At 68.0% G+C, this 21,801-nt stretch carries 15 protein-coding genes, 1 tRNA gene and 1 pseudogene; 2 read left to right on the top strand and 15 right to left on the bottom strand.

What is annotated here, in order from left to right:
• A pseudogene (locus BGM09_RS25470) lies at positions 1-685 on the top strand (hypothetical protein); the annotation flags it as partial.
• Positions 686-1,212: 527 nt separating this feature from the next.
• Entirely contained in the window at positions 1,213-3,021 is a 1,809-nt protein-coding gene (locus BGM09_RS25465) for a PIG-L family deacetylase (RefSeq protein WP_188284034.1), read from the top strand.
• Between the two features lie 94 nt (positions 3,022-3,115).
• On the opposite strand, the gene tuf is transcribed toward BGM09_RS25465, so the two are convergent.
• From tuf to BGM09_RS25390, 15 genes are all read right to left on the bottom strand, one after another.
• Complete coding sequence (gene tuf / locus BGM09_RS25460) at positions 3,116-4,309, bottom strand: elongation factor Tu (protein ID WP_188284033.1); 1,194 nt, start codon at positions 4,307-4,309, stop codon at positions 3,116-3,118.
• Positions 4,310-4,493: 184 nt separating this feature from the next.
• Positions 4,494-6,623, bottom strand: a complete 2,130-nt coding sequence (fusA, locus tag BGM09_RS25455; RefSeq protein WP_188284032.1) for an elongation factor G — start codon at positions 6,621-6,623, stop codon at positions 4,494-4,496.
• A gap of 38 nt (positions 6,624-6,661) precedes the next feature.
• Positions 6,662-7,132, bottom strand: coding sequence for a 30S ribosomal protein S7 (rpsG, locus tag BGM09_RS25450; RefSeq protein ID WP_093713199.1), 471 nt, complete (start codon positions 7,130-7,132; stop codon positions 6,662-6,664).
• Positions 7,133-7,134: 2 nt separating this feature from the next.
• A complete protein-coding gene (gene rpsL, locus BGM09_RS25445; RefSeq protein WP_014144289.1) occupies positions 7,135-7,506 on the bottom strand; it encodes a 30S ribosomal protein S12 in 372 nt (123 codons plus the stop codon).
• 250 nt (positions 7,507-7,756) lie between these two features.
• Positions 7,757-8,224: a DUF1707 and DUF4190 domain-containing protein gene (locus BGM09_RS25440; RefSeq protein ID WP_188284031.1), complete on the bottom strand. Its 468-nt coding sequence runs from the start codon at positions 8,222-8,224 to the stop codon at positions 7,757-7,759.
• Between the two features lie 72 nt (positions 8,225-8,296).
• On the bottom strand, positions 8,297-12,196 hold the full coding sequence (locus tag BGM09_RS25435; protein ID WP_188284030.1) for a DNA-directed RNA polymerase subunit beta': 3,900 nt from the start codon (positions 12,194-12,196) through the stop codon (positions 8,297-8,299).
• Between the two features lie 125 nt (positions 12,197-12,321).
• Positions 12,322-15,807: a DNA-directed RNA polymerase subunit beta gene (gene rpoB, locus BGM09_RS25430; protein WP_188284029.1), complete on the bottom strand. Its 3,486-nt coding sequence runs from the start codon at positions 15,805-15,807 to the stop codon at positions 12,322-12,324.
• 594 nt (positions 15,808-16,401) lie between these two features.
• The gene (rplL, locus tag BGM09_RS25425) at positions 16,402-16,782 is read right to left on the bottom strand and encodes a 50S ribosomal protein L7/L12 (protein WP_188284028.1); all 381 of its coding nucleotides are present in this window, start codon (positions 16,780-16,782) and stop codon (positions 16,402-16,404) included.
• 84 nt (positions 16,783-16,866) lie between these two features.
• A complete protein-coding gene (rplJ, locus tag BGM09_RS25420) occupies positions 16,867-17,433 on the bottom strand; it encodes a 50S ribosomal protein L10 (protein WP_188284027.1) in 567 nt (188 codons plus the stop codon).
• A 376-nt stretch (positions 17,434-17,809) separates the two neighbouring features.
• Positions 17,810-18,535, bottom strand: a complete 726-nt coding sequence (gene rplA / locus BGM09_RS25415) for a 50S ribosomal protein L1 (RefSeq protein WP_188284026.1) — start codon at positions 18,533-18,535, stop codon at positions 17,810-17,812.
• 184 nt (positions 18,536-18,719) lie between these two features.
• Entirely contained in the window at positions 18,720-19,154 is a 435-nt protein-coding gene (gene rplK, locus BGM09_RS25410; protein ID WP_188284025.1) for a 50S ribosomal protein L11, read from the bottom strand.
• Between the two features lie 111 nt (positions 19,155-19,265).
• On the bottom strand, positions 19,266-19,973 hold the full coding sequence (locus BGM09_RS25405; protein WP_188284024.1) for a hypothetical protein: 708 nt from the start codon (positions 19,971-19,973) through the stop codon (positions 19,266-19,268).
• A 297-nt stretch (positions 19,974-20,270) separates the two neighbouring features.
• On the bottom strand, positions 20,271-21,179 hold the full coding sequence (gene nusG / locus BGM09_RS25400; RefSeq protein WP_188284023.1) for a transcription termination/antitermination protein NusG: 909 nt from the start codon (positions 21,177-21,179) through the stop codon (positions 20,271-20,273).
• Between the two features lie 74 nt (positions 21,180-21,253).
• Positions 21,254-21,532, bottom strand: a complete 279-nt coding sequence (gene secE / locus BGM09_RS25395) for a preprotein translocase subunit SecE (RefSeq protein ID WP_317452892.1) — start codon at positions 21,530-21,532, stop codon at positions 21,254-21,256.
• A gap of 106 nt (positions 21,533-21,638) precedes the next feature.
• A tRNA-Trp gene (locus BGM09_RS25390) sits at positions 21,639-21,711 on the bottom strand.
• Positions 21,712-21,801 lie beyond the last annotated feature (90 nt).

The following is a 21,801-nucleotide window of genomic DNA, read 5'->3' as shown; positions in this document are numbered from 1 at the left end:
CGGGCGGCTCGGCCGCCACCTCGTCGTCGAGTGGCGCGACCTGCTGGCGCTGCTGCGGGCTCCCGGGCGGCTCGGCAAGGCGGCCGTCTGGACCGCGTGCGGCGCCGCCACCGCCGGGCTCGGCGTGGACCTCGGCGGGGAACGGCGGGTCGTCGGCCTCGTCCTCGGCCTGCTCTTCGGCTACCTGGCGGTCGGCGCGCTCGCCGAGGCCGCGCGGCTGGAGACCGACGACGTACGGCGGGCCGCCTGGGCGCCGTTCCGCTTCCGCACGCTGATGCTGCACCACGCCGTCGTGCCCGCCGTCCTCGGCGCGCTCCTCGGCCTGCTCGCCGCGGTCCCCTTCGCCGTGACCGGCACCCCCTCGGCGCTGCTGCTCATGCCCCTGTGCGCCCCGCCCTTCACCGCCGCCGCCCTCTTCTCCGCCTGCCGCGGGCCCGCCCGCACCCAGCTCCTCTTCCTCGGCGGCGGCTCCCCCGTCGGCGGCCCCGGCCCGCTGATCTTCCTCGCCTGGTACGCCGCCGGGCCCCTCGTCTCCGTCACCGCCCTCTCCCTCCTCCTCGACCCGCCCCTCGTCCACGGCCTCCACCCCGCCTCCGCCGCCCAACTCCTCCTCCCCACCGCCCTCCTCACCGCCCTCCTTCTCCTCCTCACCACCCGCGCCGCCGACCGCCTCATCCGCCACTAGCCGCCCTCCGGGCAGGTCCCCCCACCAGCGCGGCGCCCTCGCGCAGGGCCAGGTCTTGACGGGCGCGGGTACCCGCCCGACAGGCCGAGACGCTCCCGCACGTCACCACCTGCCGGTGGTGGGTCGCCCGCGCAGTTCCTCCCCCAGCTACCGCTGGGAGGTGCCCCCCGCGCCCCTGACGGGCGGGCCCTGCATGTGCGGGGAAGCGGGGAGCCGGGGTGCGGCCCCTGGGCGGTTCTTCTGCCGAGGCGGCAGGACGGGCCCCGCAGGGGCGCGAGGAACTGCGCGGGCGACCCACCACCGGCGGGTGGTCCGACGACAACCGGACTGCCCCGCCGGGGCCGCTGGTGACGTGCGGGAGCGTCCGGGTCGCCCGCGCAGTTCTCCGCGCCACTGAGAAGATCGGCCTGCCGCCCCCGGCAGAAGAACCGCCCAGGGCCGCGCCCCTGACGGGGCGCCGTCCTGCGCAAGGTGTCGGCGGCGGCGGACGAGGCAACCTGACCGCCGCGAAGCGGCTCTTAGCGGGCGTGAAGGACCACGACAGCCCAGACCACCCCTCCCGCCGCTCCCTGCTGACGGCAGCGGTGGCAACGGCGGGAGCGACGGCCGCGGCAGCGGCCCTGAGCGGCTGCACGTCCCAGGCCCAGGACACCGCCCCGCGCAGACTCCCGGCCCCGGCGGACCCGCTGGCGACGCAGCCGTACCGCCCGCAGGGCGACCCGCTGGTGCTCCAGGTGATGGCCCACCCGGACGACGACCTGTTCTTCATGAACCCGGACACGCTGCACTCGCTCCAGGCGGGCACGCCCGTGGTGTCGGTGTACGTGACGGCGGGTGAGTCGACAGGCGTCAACCACGAACCGTTCGGCCCGCGCAAGCGCCACCGCAGGGACCAGGCCGCGTATTCCTCCTCCCGCCACCAGGGCCTGCGGCAGGCGTACGCGACGATGCTGGGGCTGCCGCACTTCACCCGGTGGACCACGGACGTGATCGACGTCGGCGGCGGTCTGCACGCGGAGATGGACGAGCTGCGGCACGGCGCGATGCACGCGCGCCTGGTGTTCCTCCAGGTGTCGATGCACGAGCTGAGCTCGAGCGCGAGCCTGCCGATGATGTGGGAGGTGCCGGGCACCGTACTGCGGTACGTGGTGGCGCAGAACGCGCCCGCGCCCGCCAACGGGCGCGGCACGTACACCCACCAGAAGCTGGTGGACGTACTGGCGGGCCTGATGGAACGTTTCCGCCCGACGGAGATCAGGACGCTGGACCCGGACCCCGACATCCAGGTGCACGACAAGCGGCATCCGGCGGCCAGTGAGCAGCCCGGCTTCTCCGACCACCGGGACCACACCGCGACGGCGCTGTTCACGTGGAAGGCGATGGCGCAGTGGGTGTCGGAGTCGGCGAACGGCCCCGCCAGGGCGGTGCCCGCCTTCACCATCACCGCCTATCGCGGCTACTACAACCACCACTGGCCGTACAACCTGCCGCCCGCGACCGTCGCGCTCAAGGCGCGCTTCCTCTTCCAGTACGGCGGCAACCAGGCGTGGCGCTGCGGGAATCCGGGCGGCTGCGGAGACTACGGCCAGGGCGAGAACGAGCCGCTGGCCAACCACAAGGGCTGGATCCGCTCGACGCACCGCCGCTATCCCGGGGCGCGCCGGATCGTGGTCGGCGGGGCCGCGTACGAAGTGCTCGGTACACGGGCGGTGCGGCGCGAGCAGACCCGGCCGGGCAGCGGGGTCTGGGGGCCGCCCCAGGATCTCGGCGGCGGGACGCTGGCGCCCGCGCTGTCCTGCGTACGGACCCGCGACGGCGGCACCCTGCTGTTCGCACTGCGCTTCGCCGTCCTGGAGGGGCACGGCGGGCCGAACACCCGCGACATCGTGATGTGGCGCGACGGGGGCTGGTCCTCGCTCGGCAGTCCCGAGACGCGTCCGGACCGTACCCGCGGGACCGGTGCGCCGGTCGCCGTGGCGGCCCCTGACGGCAGCGTGCACCTCTTCGCGCGCAACGCGGCCAAGGGGGTCAGCACCCGGGTGCTGACCGCCGGCGTCTGGAGCCCCTGGCGCGATCTCGGCGGCGCCGAGGTCCAGGACGGGCTCGCCGTCGTCACCGACCGCCGCGGCCGTGTCCACGTCTTCGCCTCCGGCCACACCACCGTCCACCACTGGGCCCAGCACACGCCCGGCGGCGCCGTCGCCTACACCCCCCTCCCGGCCGTCCCCGCCCCGGGCGGCCTCCCCTCCGCCGCCCTCACCCCGACCGGCCTGACGCTGCGCTACACCCTCCCGGCCAGCCCCCACGTCTTCCAACGCAAGGGGCTCGCCCCGTAGGGGCACAACGCAAAGGGGCGACAACGCAAAGGTGCCCCGGATCGCGGGAAGCGATACGGGGCACCCTCGTCGGCTCGGAGCGAGCCGCGGGCTACTACTTGTTGATCTTCGTGACCTGGCCGGCACCCACCGTGCGCCCACCCTCACGGATGGCGAACTTCAGGCCCTCTTCCATGGCGATCGGCTGGATGAGCGAAACGGTCATCGCCGTGTTGTCGCCCGGCATGACCATCTCGGTGCCCTCGGGGAGGGTCACGACGCCGGTCACGTCCGTGGTGCGGAAGTAGAACTGCGGACGGTAGTTGTTGAAGAAGGGGGTGTGACGGCCACCCTCGTCCTTCGACAGGATGTAGGACTGGGCCTCGAACTCGGTGTGCGGGGTGACCGAACCGGGCTTGATGATGACCTGGCCGCGCTCGACATCCTCGCGCTTGATGCCACGCAGGAGCAGACCGACGTTCTCACCGGCCTGGCCCTCGTCGAGCAGCTTGCGGAACATCTCGATGCCGGTGACCGTGGTGGTGGTCTTGTCCTGCTTGATGCCGATGATGTCAACGGTCTCGTTGACCTTCAGCACACCACGCTCGATGCGGCCGGTGACGACGGTGCCACGACCGGTGATCGTGAAGACGTCCTCGATCGGCATCAGGAACGGCTTGTCGACGTCACGCTCGGGGGTCGGGATCGCGGTGTCCACGGCCTCCATGAGGCCGAGGAGCTTCTCGCCCCACTCCTTGTCGCCCTCAAGCGCCTTGAGCGCGGAGACGCGCACGACCGGCAGGTCGTCGCCCGGGAACTCGTACTCGGAGAGCAGCTCACGGACCTCGAGCTCGACGAGCTCCAGGATCTCCTCGTCGTCCACCATGTCGGCCTTGTTCAGGGCGACGACGATGTACGGCACGCCGACCTGGCGGGCCAGGAGCACGTGCTCCTTGGTCTGCGGCATCGGGCCGTCGGTCGCGGCGACCACCAGGATGGCGCCGTCCATCTGCGCCGCACCGGTGATCATGTTCTTGATGTAGTCCGCGTGACCGGGGCAGTCGACGTGCGCGTAGTGACGCGACTCGGTCTGGTACTCGACGTGCGCGATCGAGATGGTGATACCGCGCTGGCGCTCCTCAGGAGCCTTGTCGATCTGGTCGAAGGCCGAGGCCTCGTTCAGGTTCGGGTACGCGTCGTGCAGCACCTTGGTAATCGCCGCGGTGAGCGTCGTCTTACCGTGGTCGATGTGACCGATGGTGCCGATGTTGACGTGCGGCTTAGTCCGCTCGAACTTCGCCTTCGCCACTGGGGTCCTCCTGGGGAGTGGATCTGTACGCCTTGCTTCATCGGCGCCAGGTGATCTTTGCTGGAATGCGGACTGCCGGGGCACCCGCCGCGCACCGTCCGGTACACACCTTCCGGATTGCGGCGGATTGCCCCGAAGCCTGCTGTCAAGCCTAAAGGGTGATACGCGCTGAGGATTTCAGGCGTTACTCGCCCTTGGCCTTCGCGATGATCTCCTCGGCGACGTTCCGCGGAACCTCGGCGTAGGAGTCGAACTGCATGGAGTAGCTGGCCCGGCCCGAGGTCTTGGACCGCAGGTCACCGACGTAGCCGAACATCTCCGACAGCGGAACCAGGCCCTTGACGACGCGGGCGCCGCTGCGCTCCTCCATGGCCTGGATCTGGCCACGGCGGGAGTTGAGGTCGCCGATGACATCGCCCATGTAGTCCTCGGGCGTGGTGACCTCGACGGCCATCATCGGTTCGAGGAGCACGGGGCTCGCCTTGCGGGCACCCTCCTTGAACGCCTGCGAACCGGCGATCTTGAATGCCAGTTCGGAGGAGTCGACCTCGTGGTAGCCACCGTCGAGAAGGGTGACGCGGACGCCCACCATCTCGTAGCCGGCCAGGATGCCGAACTTCATGGCCTCCTGCGCACCGGCGTCCACCGACGGGATGTACTCGCGGGGGATGCGGCCACCGGTGACCTTGTTGACGAACTCGTAGGTCGCGTCGCCGCCTTCCAGCGGCTCCAGCATGATCTGCACCTTCGCGAACTGACCGGTGCCACCGGTCTGCTTCTTGTGGGTGTAGTCAATGCGCTCGACCGTCTTGCGGATGGTCTCGCGGTACGCGACCTGCGGCTTGCCGACGTTGGCCTCGACCTTGAACTCGCGCCGCATACGGTCGACCAGCACCTCGAGGTGCAGTTCGCCCATACCGCCGATGATGGTCTGGCCGGTCTCCTCGTCCGAGTGGACCTGGAAGGAGGGGTCCTCCTCCGAGAGCCGCTGGATGGCGACACCCAGCTTCTCCTGGTCACCCTTGGACTTGGGCTCGATCGCGACCTGGATCACCGGCGCCGGGAAGTCCATGGACTCCAGGATCACCGGGTTCTTGTCGTCGCACAGCGTCTCACCGGTGGTGGTCTGCTTCAGGCCCATGACGGCGATGATGTCGCCCGCGCCCACCGACTCGATCTCCTCACGCTTGTTCGCGTGCATGCGGTAGATCTTGCCGATGCGCTCCTTCTTGCCCTTGACGGAGTTCAGCACAGCCGAACCCGCGTTCAGGCGGCCCGAGTAGACCCGGACGAAGGTGAGCTTGCCCAGGTGCGGGTCGCTCATGATCTTGAACGCGAGGCCGGAGAACGGCTCCTCGTCCGACGGCTTGCGCTTGATGATCTCCTCGGCGTTGCCGACGGCGTGGCCTTCGACGGCCTCGACGTCCAGCGGCGACGGGAGGTAGCGCACGACCGCGTCGAGCAGGGGCTGAACGCCCTTGTTCTTGAACGCGGTGCCGCAGAACACGGGGGTGACGGTGACGGAGTCCTTGGCGCCCTTGGACGCCAGGGTGATCCGGCGGATGGCCGCGATGAGCGCTTCCTGGTCGGGCTCCTGGCCCTCCAGGTACAGCTCCATCATGGCGTCGTCGTGCTCGGCGACAGCCTCGAGCAACTTGCCGCGCCACTCGTCGGCCGCTTCGACGTGGGTGTCCGGGATGTCGACGACGTCGTACATCTCGCCCTTGGTCGCTTCCGCGGACCAGACCAGCGCCTTCATCTGGACGAGGTCGACCACGCCCTTGAAGTCGGCTTCCGCGCCGATCGGGAGCTGCATGACCAGCGGCACCGCACCGAGGCGGTCCACGATCATGTCGACGCAGCGGTGGAACTCCGCGCCGGTGCGGTCGAGCTTGTTGACGAAGCAGATGCGGGGCACGCCGTAACGGTCGGCCTGACGCCACACCGTCTCGGACTGCGGCTCCACACCGGCGACACCGTCGAACACCGTGACGGCGCCGTCGAGGACGCGGAGCGAACGCTCCACCTCGACGGTGAAGTCGACGTGACCGGGGGTGTCGATGATGTTGATGGTGTGGTCGACATCATCGAGCGGCCAGTGACAGGTCGTCGCGGCCGACGTGATCGTGATGCCGCGCTCCTGCTCCTGCTCCATCCAGTCCATGGTGGCTGCGCCGTCGTGGACTTCACCGATCTTGTAGGAGACACCGGTGTAGAACAGGATCCGCTCGGTGGTCGTCGTCTTGCCCGCGTCGATGTGGGCCATGATCCCGATGTTGCGGACCCTGGCCAGGTCAAGCGAAGTGGTGGCCATGTGGCTCAGTCTTCTCTCGGTCTCGATGTGGGTGGTGACTACCAGCGGTAGTGCGCGAAGGCCTTGTTGGACTCGGCCATCTTGTGCGTGTCCTCGCGGCGCTTCACGGAAGCACCCAGGCCATTGCTGGCGTCGAGGATCTCGTTCATCAGACGCTCGGTCATCGTCTTCTCGCGACGGGCGCGGGAGTAACCGACGAGCCAGCGCAGCGCCAGCGTGTTCTGACGGCCCGGACGGACCTCGACCGGCACCTGGTAGGTCGCACCGCCGACGCGGCGGGACTTGACCTCAAGGGTCGGCTTGATGTTCTCCAGCGCGCGCTTCAGCGTGATGACCGGGTCGTTGCCCGACTTCTCACGAAGGCCCTCAAGGGCGCCGTACACGATGCGCTCAGCGGTGGAGCGCTTGCCGTGCAGGAGGATCTTGTTGACGAGCGACGTCACCAGCGGGGAGCCGTAAACCGGGTCGATGATGACCGGGCGCTTCGGGGCGGGGCCCTTACGAGGCATGCTTACTTCTCCTTCTTGGCGCCGTAGCGGCTACGAGCCTGCTTACGGTTCTTGACGCCCTGCGTGTCGAGGGAACCGCGGATGATCTTGTAACGAACACCCGGAAGGTCCTTCACACGACCGCCGCGCACGAGCACGATCGAGTGCTCCTGGAGGTTGTGACCCTCACCCGGGATGTAAGCCGTGACCTCGATACCGCTGGTCAGCCGTACGCGCGCGACCTTGCGCAGCGCCGAGTTCGGCTTCTTCGGGGTGGTCGTGTACACACGCGTGCAAACGCCACGACGCTGCGGGGAACCCTTCAGCGCGGGCGTCTTGTTCTTCTCGACCTTGTCCTGCCGGCCCTTTCGGACCAACTGCTGGATCGTAGGCACCGTTTCTCCGGTTTCTGTGTGCCGATCTCGATAAATCTAACCTGGGGACCGACCCACGCGGTCGGGTGTGTCGCGGACCCCACACGAATCCGAACCAACGGAGAAGTGCGTATGTCGGGTGACGCGGCCTCGGTGCCCTCTCGCGGTCGCATGGCACGCGCGAGGACCCGGGCACACCCCAGGCACAAGGACAGAGCGTACCTACCGCATCGGCTGCGGTCAAAACAAATGCAAACGCGCAGGCCGGCGACTACTCGAAGATTGCCACCACCCAGACCAGCGCCCAGAAGGCCAGCCCGAGGTAACCGATCACCAACCCGGCCGTCGCCATCCCGTCACCCTGCTCGCCGCGCTCGCGGATCTGCCGCTTCGCGGTGTGCCCGAGCACGACCGCGCCGATCGACGCCATCCCGAAGATCGGCGAACCGACCAGCGAGCACACCAGTGCCCCGATCGCCGCCCCGTTCGTCTTCGGCACGGGCGCCATGACCGGCGGCGCGTACCTGAACGGCTGCGGCGGCCCGAACGTCGGAGGCACCGGATACGGCGAGGACGGCCGCGGAATGTCCGCCGTCAGCCGGTCCAAATCCCCGTACGTACGCGCCGCGTAGGCCCGCCCCAACCGGTCCTCGTACTCTTCCTGCTTCAACCGCCCCTCGGTGAACGCCTCGTTCAGCACGTTCACCGCGCGCTCTCTGTCCGCATCCCCGGCAAGCATGTATCCATAATGCCGCAGAGCGGCCATCCCCGAGAGGGATGGCCGCCCTGTGTGACAGCAACGGGACGAAACTCAGCCGTTGTACGGGCCGTAGTCGTAGTCCTCCAGCGGAACGGCCTGGCCGGAGCCGGTGCCGAACGGGCTGTAGTCGATGTCGTCGTAGCCGACGGCCGAGTACATCGCGGCCTTGGCCTCCTCGGTCGGCTCCACCCGGATGTTGCGGTAGCGGGCGAGGCCCGTACCGGCCGGGATCAGCTTGCCGATGATGACGTTCTCCTTCAGGCCCAGCAGCGAGTCCGACTTGGCGTGGATCGCCGCGTCGGTCAGCACCCGGGTCGTCTCCTGGAAGGAGGCGGCCGACAGCCAGGACTCCGTGGCCAGCGACGCCTTGGTGATACCCATGAGCTGCGGACGGCCCGAGGCCGGGTGACCGCCCTCGGAGACCACACGCCGGTTCTCGGTCTCGAACCGGCCGCGCTCGACCAGCTCGCCGGGCAGCAGCTCCGCGTCGCCGGACTCGATGATCGTCACCCGGCGCAGCATCTGCCGGATGATGATCTCGATGTGCTTGTCGTGGATCGACACGCCCTGCGAGTTGTAGACCTTCTGGACTTCCTGCACCAGGTGGATCTGCACCTGGCGCTGGCCCAGAATGCGCAGCACGTCGTGCGGGTTGGTGGCACCGAAGGTCAGCTTCTGGCCGACCTCGACGTGGTCGCCCTCGCCCACCAGGAGCTTGGCGCGCTTGGAGATCGGGTAGGCGATCTCCTCGGCACCGTCGTCCGGGGTGACGACGAGCTTCTTCGTCTTCTCGGTCTCCTCGATCCGCACCCGGCCGGACGCCTCGGAGATCGGGGCGACACCCTTCGGGACACGGGCCTCGAACAGCTCGACGACACGCGGCAGACCCTGCGTGATGTCGTCACCGGCCACACCACCGGTGTGGAAGGTACGCATCGTGAGCTGGGTGCCGGGCTCACCGATCGACTGGGCCGCGATGATACCGACGGCCTCGCCGATGTCGACGAGCTTGCCGGTGGCCAGCGAACGGCCGTAGCAGTACGCGCAGGTGCCGACGGTCGACTCGCAGGTGAGGATCGAGCGGGTCTTGACCTCCTCGACACCGTGCCGCACGAGCTGGTCGATCAGCACGTCACCGAGGTCGACGTTGGCGGGCGCGATGACCTTGCCGTCCACCACGACGTCCTCGGCGAGCATGCGCGCGTACACGCTGGTCTCGACGTCGTCCGTCTTGCGCAGCGCGCCGTCCGCGCCGCGCTCGGCGATCCGCAGCTTCAGACCGCGCTCGGTGCCGCAGTCCTCCTCGCGGATGATCACGTCCTGCGAGACGTCCACCAGACGACGGGTCAGGTAACCCGAGTCGGCGGTACGCAGCGCGGTGTCGGCCAGACCCTTACGGGCACCGTGGGTGGAGATGAAGTACTCCAGCACGGACAGGCCCTCACGGAAGGACGCCTTGATCGGACGCGGGATGGTCTCGTTCTTCGCGTTCGACACCAGACCGCGCATACCGGCGATCTGCCGCATCTGCATCATGTTTCCTCGGGCACCCGAGTCGACCATCATGAAAATGGGGTTGGTCTTGGGGAAGTTCGCGTTCATCGCCACGGCGACCTCGTTGGTCGCCTTGGTCCAGATCGCGATGAGCTCCTGCGTGCGCTCGTCCTTGGTGATCAGGCCGCGCTCGTACTGCTTCTGGACCTTCTCGTCCTGCTCCTCGTAGCCCTTGACGATGGCCTTCTTGGCCTCGGGCACGACGATGTCCGTGACGGACACGGTGACACCGGAACGCGTCGCCCAGTGGAAGCCCGCCGCCTTCAGGTTGTCGAGCGTCGCCGCCACGATGACCTTCGGGTAGCGCTCGGCGAGGTCGTTGACGATCTCGGAGAGCTGCTTCTTGCCGACCGCGTAGTCCACGAACGGGTAGTCCTCGGGCAGCAGCTCGTTGAAGAGCGCGCGGCCGAGCGTCGTCCGCAGCCGGAAGGTGTCGCCGAGCTGGTACGGCTCCTCGCCCTCGGTGGGCTCCGGCGGCACCCAGCCACGCGGCGGGACGGTGCCCACCGGGAAGCGGATGTCGACCGGCGCCTGCATCGTCAGCTCACGGTTGTCGAACGCCATGATCGCTTCGGCGGCCGAACCGAACGCCCGGTTCTCCCCGATGACCTCGCGCTCCTCGGAGTCCGTGGTCAGGAAGAACAGTCCGAGCACCATGTCCTGGGTCGGCATGGTGACCGGACGGCCGTCGGCCGGCTTGAGGATGTTGTTCGAGGACAGCATCAGGATGCGGGCCTCGGCCTGCGCCTCCGCGGACAGCGGGAGGTGCACGGCCATCTGGTCACCGTCGAAGTCCGCGTTGAACGCGGTGCAGACCAGCGGGTGGATCTGGATGGCCTTGCCCTCGACGAGCTGCGGCTCGAATGCCTGGATGCCCAGACGGTGCAGGGTCGGTGCGCGGTTGAGCAGCACCGGGTGCTCGGCGATGACCTCTTCGAGCACGTCGTACACGACCGTACGGCCGCGCTCGACCATGCGCTTGGCCGACTTGATGTTCTGCGCGTGGTTCAGGTCCACCAGGCGCTTCATCACGAACGGCTTGAAGAGCTCCAGCGCCATGGCCTTGGGCAGACCGCACTGGTGCAGCTTGAGCTGCGGGCCGACGACGATCACCGAACGGGCGGAGTAGTCGACGCGCTTGCCGAGCAGATTCTGCCGGAAGCGGCCCTGCTTGCCCTTGAGCATGTCGGACAGCGACTTCAGCGGACGGTTGCCGGGGCCCGTGACCGGGCGGCCGCGACGGCCGTTGTCGAAGAGCGCGTCGACGGCCTCCTGGAGCATGCGCTTCTCGTTGTTCACGATGATCTCGGGGGCGCCGAGGTCGAGAAGCCGCTTCAGGCGGTTGTTGCGGTTGATGACACGGCGGTACAGGTCGTTGAGGTCGGAGGTCGCGAAGCGGCCACCGTCGAGCTGCACCATCGGACGCAGGTCCGGCGGGATCACCGGGACGCAGTCCAGCACCATGCCGTTGGGCTTGTTGGTGGTCTGGAGGAAGGCGGAGACGACCTTGAGACGCTTGAGCGCCCTGGTCTTCTTCTGACCCTTGCCGGTACGGATGATCTCGCGGAGGCGCTCGGCCTCCTCCTCCAGGTCGAAGGACTCCAGGCGCTTTTGCAGCGCCGCGGCACCCATCGAACCCTGGAAGTACGTACCGAAGCGGTCGCGCAGCTCGCGGTAGAGCAGCTCGTCGCCCTCCAGGTCCTGGACCTTGAGGTTCTTGAAGCGGGCCCACACCTCGTCGAGCCGGTCGATCTCGCGCTGCGCACGGTCGCGGAGCTGCTTCATCTCGCGCTCGGCGCCCTCGCGGACCTTGCGGCGGACGTCGGCCTTGGCGCCTTCGTTCTCCAGCTCGGCCAGGTCGGCTTCCAGCTTCTTCTGCCGGCCCTCGACGTCGGAGTCACGGCGCTGCTCGACCTGCTGACGCTCGACGGAGACCTGGGCCTCCAGCGACGGCAGGTCACGCGTGCGGCGCTCGTCGTCCACCCACGTGATCATGTACGCCGCGAAGTAGATGACCTTCTCCAGGTCCTTCGGGGCGAGGTCGAGCAGGTAGCCGAGGCGCGACGGAACGCCCTTGAAGTACCAGATGTGCGTGACGGGCGCGGCCAGCTCGATGTGGCCCATCCGCTCACGACGCACCTTGGCGCGAGTGACCTCGACGCCGCAGCGCTCACAGATGATGCCCTTGAAGCGGACCCGCTTGTACTTCCCGCAGTAGCACTCCCAGTCCCGGGTCGGGCCGAAGATCTTCTCGCAGAAGAGCCCGTCCTTTTCCGGCTTGAGCGTGCGGTAGTTGATGGTCTCCGGCTTCTTCACTTCGCCGTGCGACCAGGTACGAATGTCGTCCGCGGTGGCAAGGCCGATCCGCAGCTCGTCGAAGAAGTTGACGTCGAGCACTTGTCGTCAATCCCGCCTTCGGGTTCCACCCGACCAAAAAACGCGGTCGGGGTCGATTGTCAAACATGGTCTGAACGGTCCTGGGAGAGGCCGCCCGGTCCTGGAGGGACCGGGCGACCGGCCCGTCAGACCTCTTCGACGCTGCTCGGCTCCCGCCGGGACAGGTCGATACCGAGTTCTTCCGCGGCGCGGAAGACGTCCTCGTCGGTGTCACGCATCTCGATGGACATGCCGTCCGAGGACAGCACCTCCACGTTGAGGCAGAGCGACTGCATTTCCTTGATGAGCACCTTGAAGGACTCGGGGATGCCCGGCTCGGGGATGTTCTCGCCCTTGACGATGGCCTCGTAGACCTTCACGCGGCCGAGCACGTCGTCGGACTTGATGGTCAGCAGCTCCTGGAGGGCGTAAGCGGCGCCGTACGCCTCCAGCGCCCACACCTCCATCTCACCGAATCGCTGGCCACCGAACTGCGCCTTACCACCCAGCGGCTGCTGGGTGATCATCGAGTACGGACCGGTGGAGCGGGCGTGCAGCTTGTCGTCCACCAGGTGGTGCAGCTTGAGGATGTACATGTAGCCGATCGAGATCGGCTCCGGGAACGGCTCGCCGGAGCGGCCGTCGAACATCCGGGCCTTGCCGGACGGCAGGACCATGCGGTCGCCGTCGCGGTTCGGGATGGTGGACTCGAACAGACCGCGGATCTCGTCCTCGCGGGCACCGTCGAAGACCGGGGTCGCGACGTTGGTGCCGGCGGCGACGACGTCCGCGTCGATCGCCTGGAGGCGACGCGCCCACTCCTCGCCGATACCGGAGACGTCCCAGCCCTGCTTGGCGAGCCAGCCGAGGTGGATCTCCAGCACCTGTCCCGGGTTCATCCGGGACGGGACGCCGAGCGGGTTGAGGATGATGTCGACCGGGGTGCCGTCCTCGGTGAACGGCATGTCCTCGACCGGCAGGATCTTCGAGATGACGCCCTTGTTGCCGTGGCGGCCGGCGAGCTTGTCGCCGTCGGTGATCTTCCGCTTCTGCGCCACGTACACGCGCACGAGCTGGTTGACACCGGGCGGCAGTTCGTCGCCCTCCTCGCGGTCGAAGACGCGGACGCCGATGACCTTGCCGACCTCGCCGTGCGGCACCTTCAGCGAGGTGTCACGGACCTCACGGGCCTTCTCGCCGAAGATCGCGCGCAGCAGGCGCTCCTCCGGGGTCAGCTCGGTCTCGCCCTTGGGCGTGACCTTGCCGACCAGGATGTCGCCGGCGACGACGTCGGCGCCGATCCGGATGATCCCGCGCTCGTCGAGGTCCGCGAGGACCTCCTCGGAGACGTTGGGGATGTCCCGGGTGATCTCTTCCGGGCCGAGCTTGGTGTCCCGGGCGTCGACCTCGTGCTCCTCGATGTGGATCGAGGAGAGGACGTCGTCCTGGACCAGCCGCTGGCTGAGGATGATCGCGTCTTCGTAGTTGTGGCCCTCCCAGGGCATGAACGCCACCAGGAGGTTCTTGCCGAGGGCCATCTCGCCCTCGTCGGTCGAGGGACCGTCGGCGAGCACCTGGCCGACGACGACCCGGTCGCCCTCGTTGACGACGACCTTCTGGTTGAAGGACGTGCCCTGGTTGGAGCGGGAGAACTTCGCGACGCGGTACGTGGTGTACGTGCCGTCGTCGTTGGTGATGGTGACGTAGTCGGCGGAGACCTCCTGGACCACACCGTCCTTGTCCGCCTTGATGACGTCACCGGCGTCGACCGCGCAGCGGTACTCCATGCCGGTGCCGACCAGCGGCGCCTCCGCCTTGATCAGCGGCACGGCCTGGCGCATCATGTTCGATCCCATGAGCGCGCGGTTGGCGTCGTCGTGCTCCAGGAACGGGATCATCGCGGTCGCGACCGACACCATCTGGCGCGGCGAGACGTCCATGTAGTCGACGTCGTCGCCGGGGATGTAGTCGATCTCGCCGCCGCGGCGGCGGACCAGCACGCGGGACTCGGCGAACCGCAGGTCCTCGGTGAGCGGCGCGTTGGCCTGCGCGATGACGAAGCGGTCTTCCTCGTCCGCGGTCAGGTAGTCGACGTCGTCGGTGACGACGCCCTCGACGACCTTGCGGTACGGGGTCTCGACGAAGCCGAACGCGTTGACCCGGCCGTAGGAGGCGAGCGAGCCGATCAGGCCGATGTTCGGGCCTTCGGGGGTCTCGATCGGGCACATGCGGCCGTAGTGCGACGGGTGCACGTCGCGGACCTCGAAGCCGGCCCGCTCACGGGACAGACCGCCGGGGCCCAGCGCCGACAGGCGGCGCTTGTGGGTCAGGCCGGACAGCGGGTTCGTCTGGTCCATGAACTGGGAGAGCTGGCTGGTGCCGAAGAACTCCTTGATGGAGGCGACGACCGGCCGGATGTTGATCAGGGTCTGCGGCGTGATCGCCTCGACGTCCTGGGTCGTCATCCGCTCGCGGACCACGCGCTCCATACGGGCCAGGCCGGTACGGACCTGGTTCTGGATCAGCTCGCCCACGTTGCGCAGACGGCGGTTGCCGAAGTGGTCGATGTCGTCGACCTCGACCACCATCGAGGAGCCGTTCTCCCCGGTGGTCTCGGTCTCACCGGCGTGCAGCTTCACCAGGTACTTGATGGTGGCGATGATGTCGTCGGTGGTGAGCACACCGGCGTCCAGGGGCGCGTCGCTGCCGAGCTTCTTGTTCACCTTGTAGCGGCCGACCTTCGCGAGGTCGTAGCGCTTGGGGTTGAAGTAGAGGTTCTCCAGCAGGGTCTGCGCGGCCTCCTTGGTCGGCGGCTCGCCCGGACGCAGCTTGCGGTAGATGTCGAGCAGCGCGTCGTCCTGGCCCTGGGTGTGGTCCTTCTCCAGGGTGGCGCGCATCGACTCGTAGTCGCCGAACTCGTCCAGGATCTGCTCGGTGCTCCAGCCGAGCGCCTTGAGCAGCACGGTGACCGACTGCTTGCGCTTGCGGTCGATGCGGACACCGACCATGTCGCGCTTGTCGATCTCCATCTCCAGCCAGGCGCCCCGGGACGGGATGATCTTGGCGGAGAAGATGTCCTTGTCGGACGTCTTGTCGATCTGGCTGTCGAAGTAGACACCCGGCGAGCGCACGAGCTGCGAGACGACGACACGCTCGGTGCCGTTGATGCAGAAGGTGCCCTTGTTGGTCATCAGCGGGAAGTCGCCCATGAAGACCGTCTGGGACTTGATCTCGCCGGTCTCGTTGTTGGTGAACTCGGCGGTGACGAAGAGCGGGGCGCCGTACGTGAAGTCGCGCTCCTTGCACTCGTCCAGCGAGTTCTTCGGAGGCTCGAATCGGTGGTCACGGAAAGTGAGCGACATCGACCCGGAGAAGTCCTCGATCGGCGAGATCTCCTCGAAGATCTCCTCCAGACCGGACTTCCTGGGGACGTCCTGCCCACTGTCCAGGGCCGCCTCGACACGGGCCTTCCACGCGGCGTTGCCGAGCAGCCAGTCAAAGCTCTCGGTCTGGAGCGCGAGGAGGTTCGGAACTTCGAGCGGTTCACGGATCTTCGCGAAAGAGATGCGCAGCGGAGCGGTGCTTGCGCCGTTGTTCGAATTGGTGGTCGAGGCGTTGCGCGAGGCGGCCAAGAGGGGGTCCTTCCGAGGGCTCGGACTCACTACGCGCGTACCGGTCCGCCCCTGAGCGTCAGAAGAAAGCCCTGATGGAGGCTTCTTCAGCAGTGCTCAGACGTGGGCATGCCCCTGGTGACGGGCCAGGCAGCAGCTAACAGGCAGCGCAAAGGGTCAGTGTAGCCACTCGGCACACTGATGTCCAGAGCAGAGATTCGGAGTACCGAATCATCGCCCCCTCGTCCGTCCTGCGGATCCCGCCTCGGAACCGGATCCGCGCCTGCGCCATGCATTCCCGCATCTCCCCCGATCCATGCATCCAACCCGGATCGAAGTGTCGACGCGTCCTGAGAATTGCGCGCCGCGTGCGGTTCGTCAAGGCCCTGGCCTGGCAGAGATGCTCACCGCCCGGCACACGGCCCCCCGCACAGCCCCCTGCCGGATGGCTCCCGGAGCAGGTCCTGTGCGGGAACGATCACCTTATCCGGACGGTGGCACCGCCCCGCCGCAAGAACGCGGGAACGCCGCAGGGCGGCCACCCGGATGGGTGACCGCCCTACGGCTGTCCGGCCCTGTGCGGGCCGTACGGGGACTGCTGGGTACCGCTCGGTGTTACTTGACCTCGACCGAGGCGCCGGCGGCCTTGAGGGACTCGGCGGCCTTCTCGGCGGCAGCCTTGTCGACCTTCTCCAGGACGGGCTTCGGGGCGCCGTCCACGAGGTCCTTGGCTTCCTTCAGACCGAGCGAGGTCAGCTCACGCACGACCTTGATGACCTGGATCTTCTTCTCGCCGGCACCGGTGAGGATGACGTCGAACTCGTCCTGCTCCGCGACAGCCTCAACGGCGGCGGCCGGGCCCGCGGGGGCGGCGGCGACGGCCGCGGCGGCGGTGACGTCGAACTTCTCCTCGAATGCCTTCACGAACTCGGAGAGCTCGATGAGGGTGAGGGTCTCGAACTGCTCGAGCAGCTCGGTCTGGCTGAGCTTCGCCATGATGGCGGTCCTTCCACTAATTCGGCTGGTGCCGGTTGTCGATGTCGGCGGGCGTACTCGGAGCCCGCTGGACTGCGGGAGTGGTTACTCCGCGGCCTCGGCGGGAGCCGGCGTACCGGCACCGCCCTGCTCGTCCTGCTCGGCCCTCTTGGCACGAAGCGCCTCCGCGGTGCGGACGAACTTCGACGGGAGCGCCTGGAAGAGCGTGGCAGCCTGCGACTGCTTGCCCTTCATGGCGCCCGCCAGCTTGGCGAGCAGAACCTCGCGGGACTCGAGGTCCGCGAGCTTCTTGATCTCGTCGGCGGACAGCGCCTTGCCGTCAAGGACACCGCCCTTGATGACGAGAGCGGGGTTGTCCTTGGCGAAGTCACGCAGACCCTTCGCCGCCTCGACCGGGTCACCGGCGACGAAGGCGACGGCCGACGGACCCGCGAACAGGTCGTCGAGCGTGCTGATCCCGGCCTCGTTGGCCGCGATCTTGGTCAGCGTGTTCTTCACCACGGCGTACGTGACGTTCTCACCGAGCGAACGGCGCAGCGTCTTGAGCTGCGCCACGGTGAGACCGCGGTACTCGGTCAGCACAGCGGCGTTCGAGGAGCGGAACTGATCCGTCAACTCGGCAACCGCGGCAGCCTTATCGGGCCTCGCCATGAGTCTCGGCCTCCTTCCGGGTGATTGCGGACCGCACGGAATTGAAGGAGGGGACTTGGCAAAAACGAACGCCCCGGCGCAGGCGCACGGGGCGTGACTCGACGGAACCGACTTCCGCTGAGCGGAAATCCCTTCCGGAGTTCATCCACGATCACCTGCGCGGGCCATCCGCAGCTAGCGGATCCTTCGGCCGCCACGCCCTTTTCGGGGCACGGCAACGACCAGCGGTCTTTGGCTTCCCGGGAAGCGTACGGGACGGGTCCGCACAACACCAAATCCGGCCCCCGTGCGGTGCGCACGGAGGCCGGACATGTGGACGGGTGCTGTGGACGGCGCTGCCACCCGACGCGCTCTCAGGCGCGGCCCCGCGTCGTCATCAGACGGACGCCGGGTCCTCCTCGACGAGGAGGTTGCGGGTGCGGTTGGGGTCGAGCTGGATGCCGGGGCCCATGGTGGTGCTCACGGCGGCCTTCTTGATGTAACGCCCCTTGGCGGCGGACGGCTTGAGACGCAGGATCTCGTCCAGGGCCGCCGCGTAGTTCTCCACCAGCTTGGTCTCGTCGAAGGAGACCTTGCCGATGATGAAGTGCAGGTTCGAGTGCTTGTCGACGCGGAACTCGATCTTGCCGCCCTTGATGTCCGTGACAGCCTTCGCCACGTCCGGGGTGACCGTACCGGTCTTCGGGTTGGGCATCAGGCCACGGGGACCGAGCACGCGGCCCAGGCGGCCGACCTTGCCCATGAGGTCCGGGGTGGCGACGACGGCGTCGAAGTCCAGACGGCCCTTCGACACCTCGTCGATCAGTTCGTCGGAGCCGACGATGTCGGCTCCCGCGGCTTCCGCGGCCGCAGCACGGTCACCGGTCGCGAAGACCAGGACCCGGGCGGTCTTGCCGGTGCCGTGCGGAAGGTTCACGGTGCCACGGACCATCTGGTCGGCCTTGCGCGGGTCGACACCCAGGCGGAAGGCGACCTCGACGGTCGAGTCGAACTTGGTGGTCGCGGTGTCCTTGGCGATCCGGACGGCCTCGAGCGGGGCGTACAGGCGCTCCGCGTCGATCTTGCCGTCGGCAGCGCGAAGGGACTTGCTGCGCTTGCTCACTTACTGCTCCTGGTTGCTCGTGGTGGAGTCGTGGTGCGGGCCGAGCAGGCCCTTCCACTGAGGCGTCGCCGCCCCTTGACGTACGGGGGTGGGCGTCAGCCCTCGCCCCATTTGCTCGGGCTTCCTGCTCACTCGCTCCGCGGACGACCTCGTTCCTCGGTCGGCCACTGCGCGAGTTCGGGCGTCAGCCCTCGACCGTGATGCCCATGGAGCGGGCGGTGCCGGCGATGATCTTCTCGGCGGCGTCCAGGTCGTTCGCGTTCAGGTCGGGGAGCTTCGTCGTGGCGATGTCCCGAACCTGGTCGCGGGTGAGCTTGGCGACCTTCTTGACGTGCGGCTCGCCGGAGCCCTTGTCGACACCCGCGGCCTTGAGGATCAGCTTGGCCGCCGGCGGCGTCTTGGTGATGAAGGTGAAGGAACGGTCGTCGTAGACCGTGATCTCCACCGGGATCACCATGCCGCGCTGCGACTCGGTCGCCGCGTTGTAGGCCTTGCAGAACTCCATGATGTTCACGCCGTGCTGGCCCAGCGCGGGGCCGACCGGCGGCGCCGGGTTGGCCGCGCCGGCGTTGATCTGGAGCTTGATCAGCCCCGTGACCTTCTTCTTCTTGGGAGGCATTGCTCTCTCCGGGTCCTGTTGAGAGTGTTCGTGCCTGCGTACAGGCATACCGCACCACGATAGCGGGTATTGCCCCCGGTCCTGAAATCCCGGGGTCGCCCGTCCCGTCCGTTACGCGTGGGCGCTGATCTGGCCGTCGTTGCCGAGGACGATGTAGATGCCGTTGGCGTTGACTCCGGCGGAGTGCCCGTCGTCGCCCGACTTCGCGTCGAGGGTGGCCACATCGCCCTCACCGCCGCTGATGCGGGCGCTGTAGTGCAACTCGGCGACCCGGGTGACCTTGGCGGTCCAGCCGCCCGCGAGGGTGAAGGTGCCCGGTCCCTGCTGGGCGCCGCCCGTCCAGGAGTGGATGGTGCCGTCCAGGTCGAGCACGATGAACATGTCGTTGGCGTCGACGCCGTCCACATGCCCGTTCGTGGTCTCCAGCGAGGTGAAGAGTTCACCGTTGGCGATGACCTTGGCGTAGTAGTGCGTGTCGCCGAGCTTGTAGATCTTGGCGGTGCTGCCGTCGACCAGCTTCGTCGTACGGATCGGGGACGCCCCCTTGGCCGGATCCTTGGCGCCCGTCGCGGCGGGCGCCGTGGTCTTCCCTGAGCCGCCCGTGCTCCCCTTGTCACCCGTGCCGGTCGGCACGGTGGCCTTGGGCGAGGGCATCGCGGGCGCCGAGGCCGAGGGGGCGGCGGGGGCCGAGGAGGACGTGGCCGGGGTTCCGGAGTTCGCCGGCGCGCTCGAACCGGTGTCCGACGGCCCGCAGGCGGTCGCGAGGAACGCGGCGGCGGTACCGAGGACGACGGCGATGGCGGTGCGGCGGCGGTTCATGGAGATCCCCTGTCGGTAGAGCGGTTGTCCGCGTCGGCTACAACCACCAGGACAGCTCTCCCCCCGCCCGGGGTTTCCGATGTGCGTCCGCTGTGGCCCGACGGTGACCGCTGTCATACAACGGAGACAACCGTCCCCGTACGAAGATCTCCACGGATCGCCACGTGGACGTACGGGACACCCGCAGGACGGCACACGCGCAGGACGGGACACGCGCAGGACGGCACACGCGGCGTGAAAAACGCCCCTACCGGCGGGTGAACCGCTGGTAGGGGCGTCTTCCGCCGATGATCCGGGTCAGTTCTTCTGGATCTGGTCGAAGCTCAGCTCGACCGGGGTCTCGCGGCCGAAGATCTCGACCAGGCCCTTGACCTTCTTCGAGTCGGCGTTGATCTCGTTGATCGTCGCCTGGAGCGTCGCGAAGGGGCCGTCGGTGACGGTGACCGAGTCGCCGACCTCGAAGTCCAGCACCTGGACCTCGACCTTGCGCGGCTGGGCGGTGCCCTCGGCGATGGCGGCGGCCTCGGCCGCGGCCTCCACCTCGGGGGCGAGCATCTTCACGATCTCGTCGAGGGTCAGCGGGTACGGGTCGTACGCGTTGCCGACGAAGCCGGTGACACCGGGGGTGTTGCGGACGACGCCCCACGACTCGTTCGTCAGGTCCATGCGCACCAGCACGTAGCCGGGGAGCTTGTTCTGCCGAATGGTCTTGCGGTCGCCGTTCTTGATCTGGACGACTTCTTCCTGGGGAACTTCCGCCTGGTAGATGTAGTCCTCGACGTTGAGCGAGACGGCGCGCTGCTCCAGATTGGACTTCACGCGGTTCTCGTAACCGGCGTAGGTGTGGATCACGTACCACTCGCCGGGCAGGGTGCGAAGCTCCTCGCGGAAGGCGGCGACCGCGTCCACGACCGGCTCCGACACGGCGGCCTCGCCGTCGTCCTCGGCCTCGGCGGCCTCGCCGTCGTCCTCGGCCTCGGCGTCCCCGGCGTCCTCATCGGACTCGTCGGCCGCCTCGTCCGTGGCGGCCTCGGCGGCTTCCTCGTCCTCGTCCTCGTGGACGGCGGCCTGCTCGGCGGCTTCGCCGGCGTTCAGGTCGGCAGCCTCGGCCTGGTCGATCTCGCCGTCGGCGGCCTCGACGATGTCGAGCGCGGTGTCGTCGCCCTCAACGGTTTCGCCGGCGTCGTTCACGTTCGGGTCAGACACGGTGACTGCTTCTTCCTGACTTCAAGGGGTGGAACATGCGGACAGGCGCCCGTGGACCGGCGCCCACCGCGGGATCAGCCGAAGACGTACGAGACGAGCTTCGAGAATCCCCAGTCAATCACGCTGACGAGACCGATGACGACGACAACGAAGACAATCACCACTGTGGTGTAGGTGATCAGGTCGTTGCGGCTCGGCCAGACGACCTTGCGGAGTTCCGCGACGATCTGGCGGTAGAAGAGCGCCAGCCGACCGAGGGGGCCCTTCTTGCCGCGCTTGCCGCCGCGGCGGGGCTTCCGAGTGTCGTCGTCCTCGGATGTGTCAGGCTCAGGGGCCTCGATGGAGTCCGTGATCTCAGTCACTACGTCCTCACCTGACTCCGGGTCGTGGCCGTGTCGCGCCCGTCGCGCGGTACGGCGAGTGCTTTACCTGCCCACGTCCGTCGGGTGACGTGTGGAGCAGGGTCGGAGGGACTCGAACCCACAACCGCTGGTTTTGGAGACCAGTGCTCTACCAATTGAGCTACGACCCTTTGCGACTCCCCCAACGTACCGCAGCATTGCGGAACCGCGGTGCCGGTGGGAAGGCCATCGACGGATGAGTGTACGTGTTTCGCGGCCCT

Origin of the sequence: Streptomyces sp. CBMA29, assembly GCF_014596445.1 — a bacterium.
Classification (GTDB): domain Bacteria; phylum Actinomycetota; class Actinomycetes; order Streptomycetales; family Streptomycetaceae; genus Actinacidiphila.
Note: the sequence above shows the minus strand (reverse complement) of the source record. Positions and strands in the feature narration are given on the sequence as shown.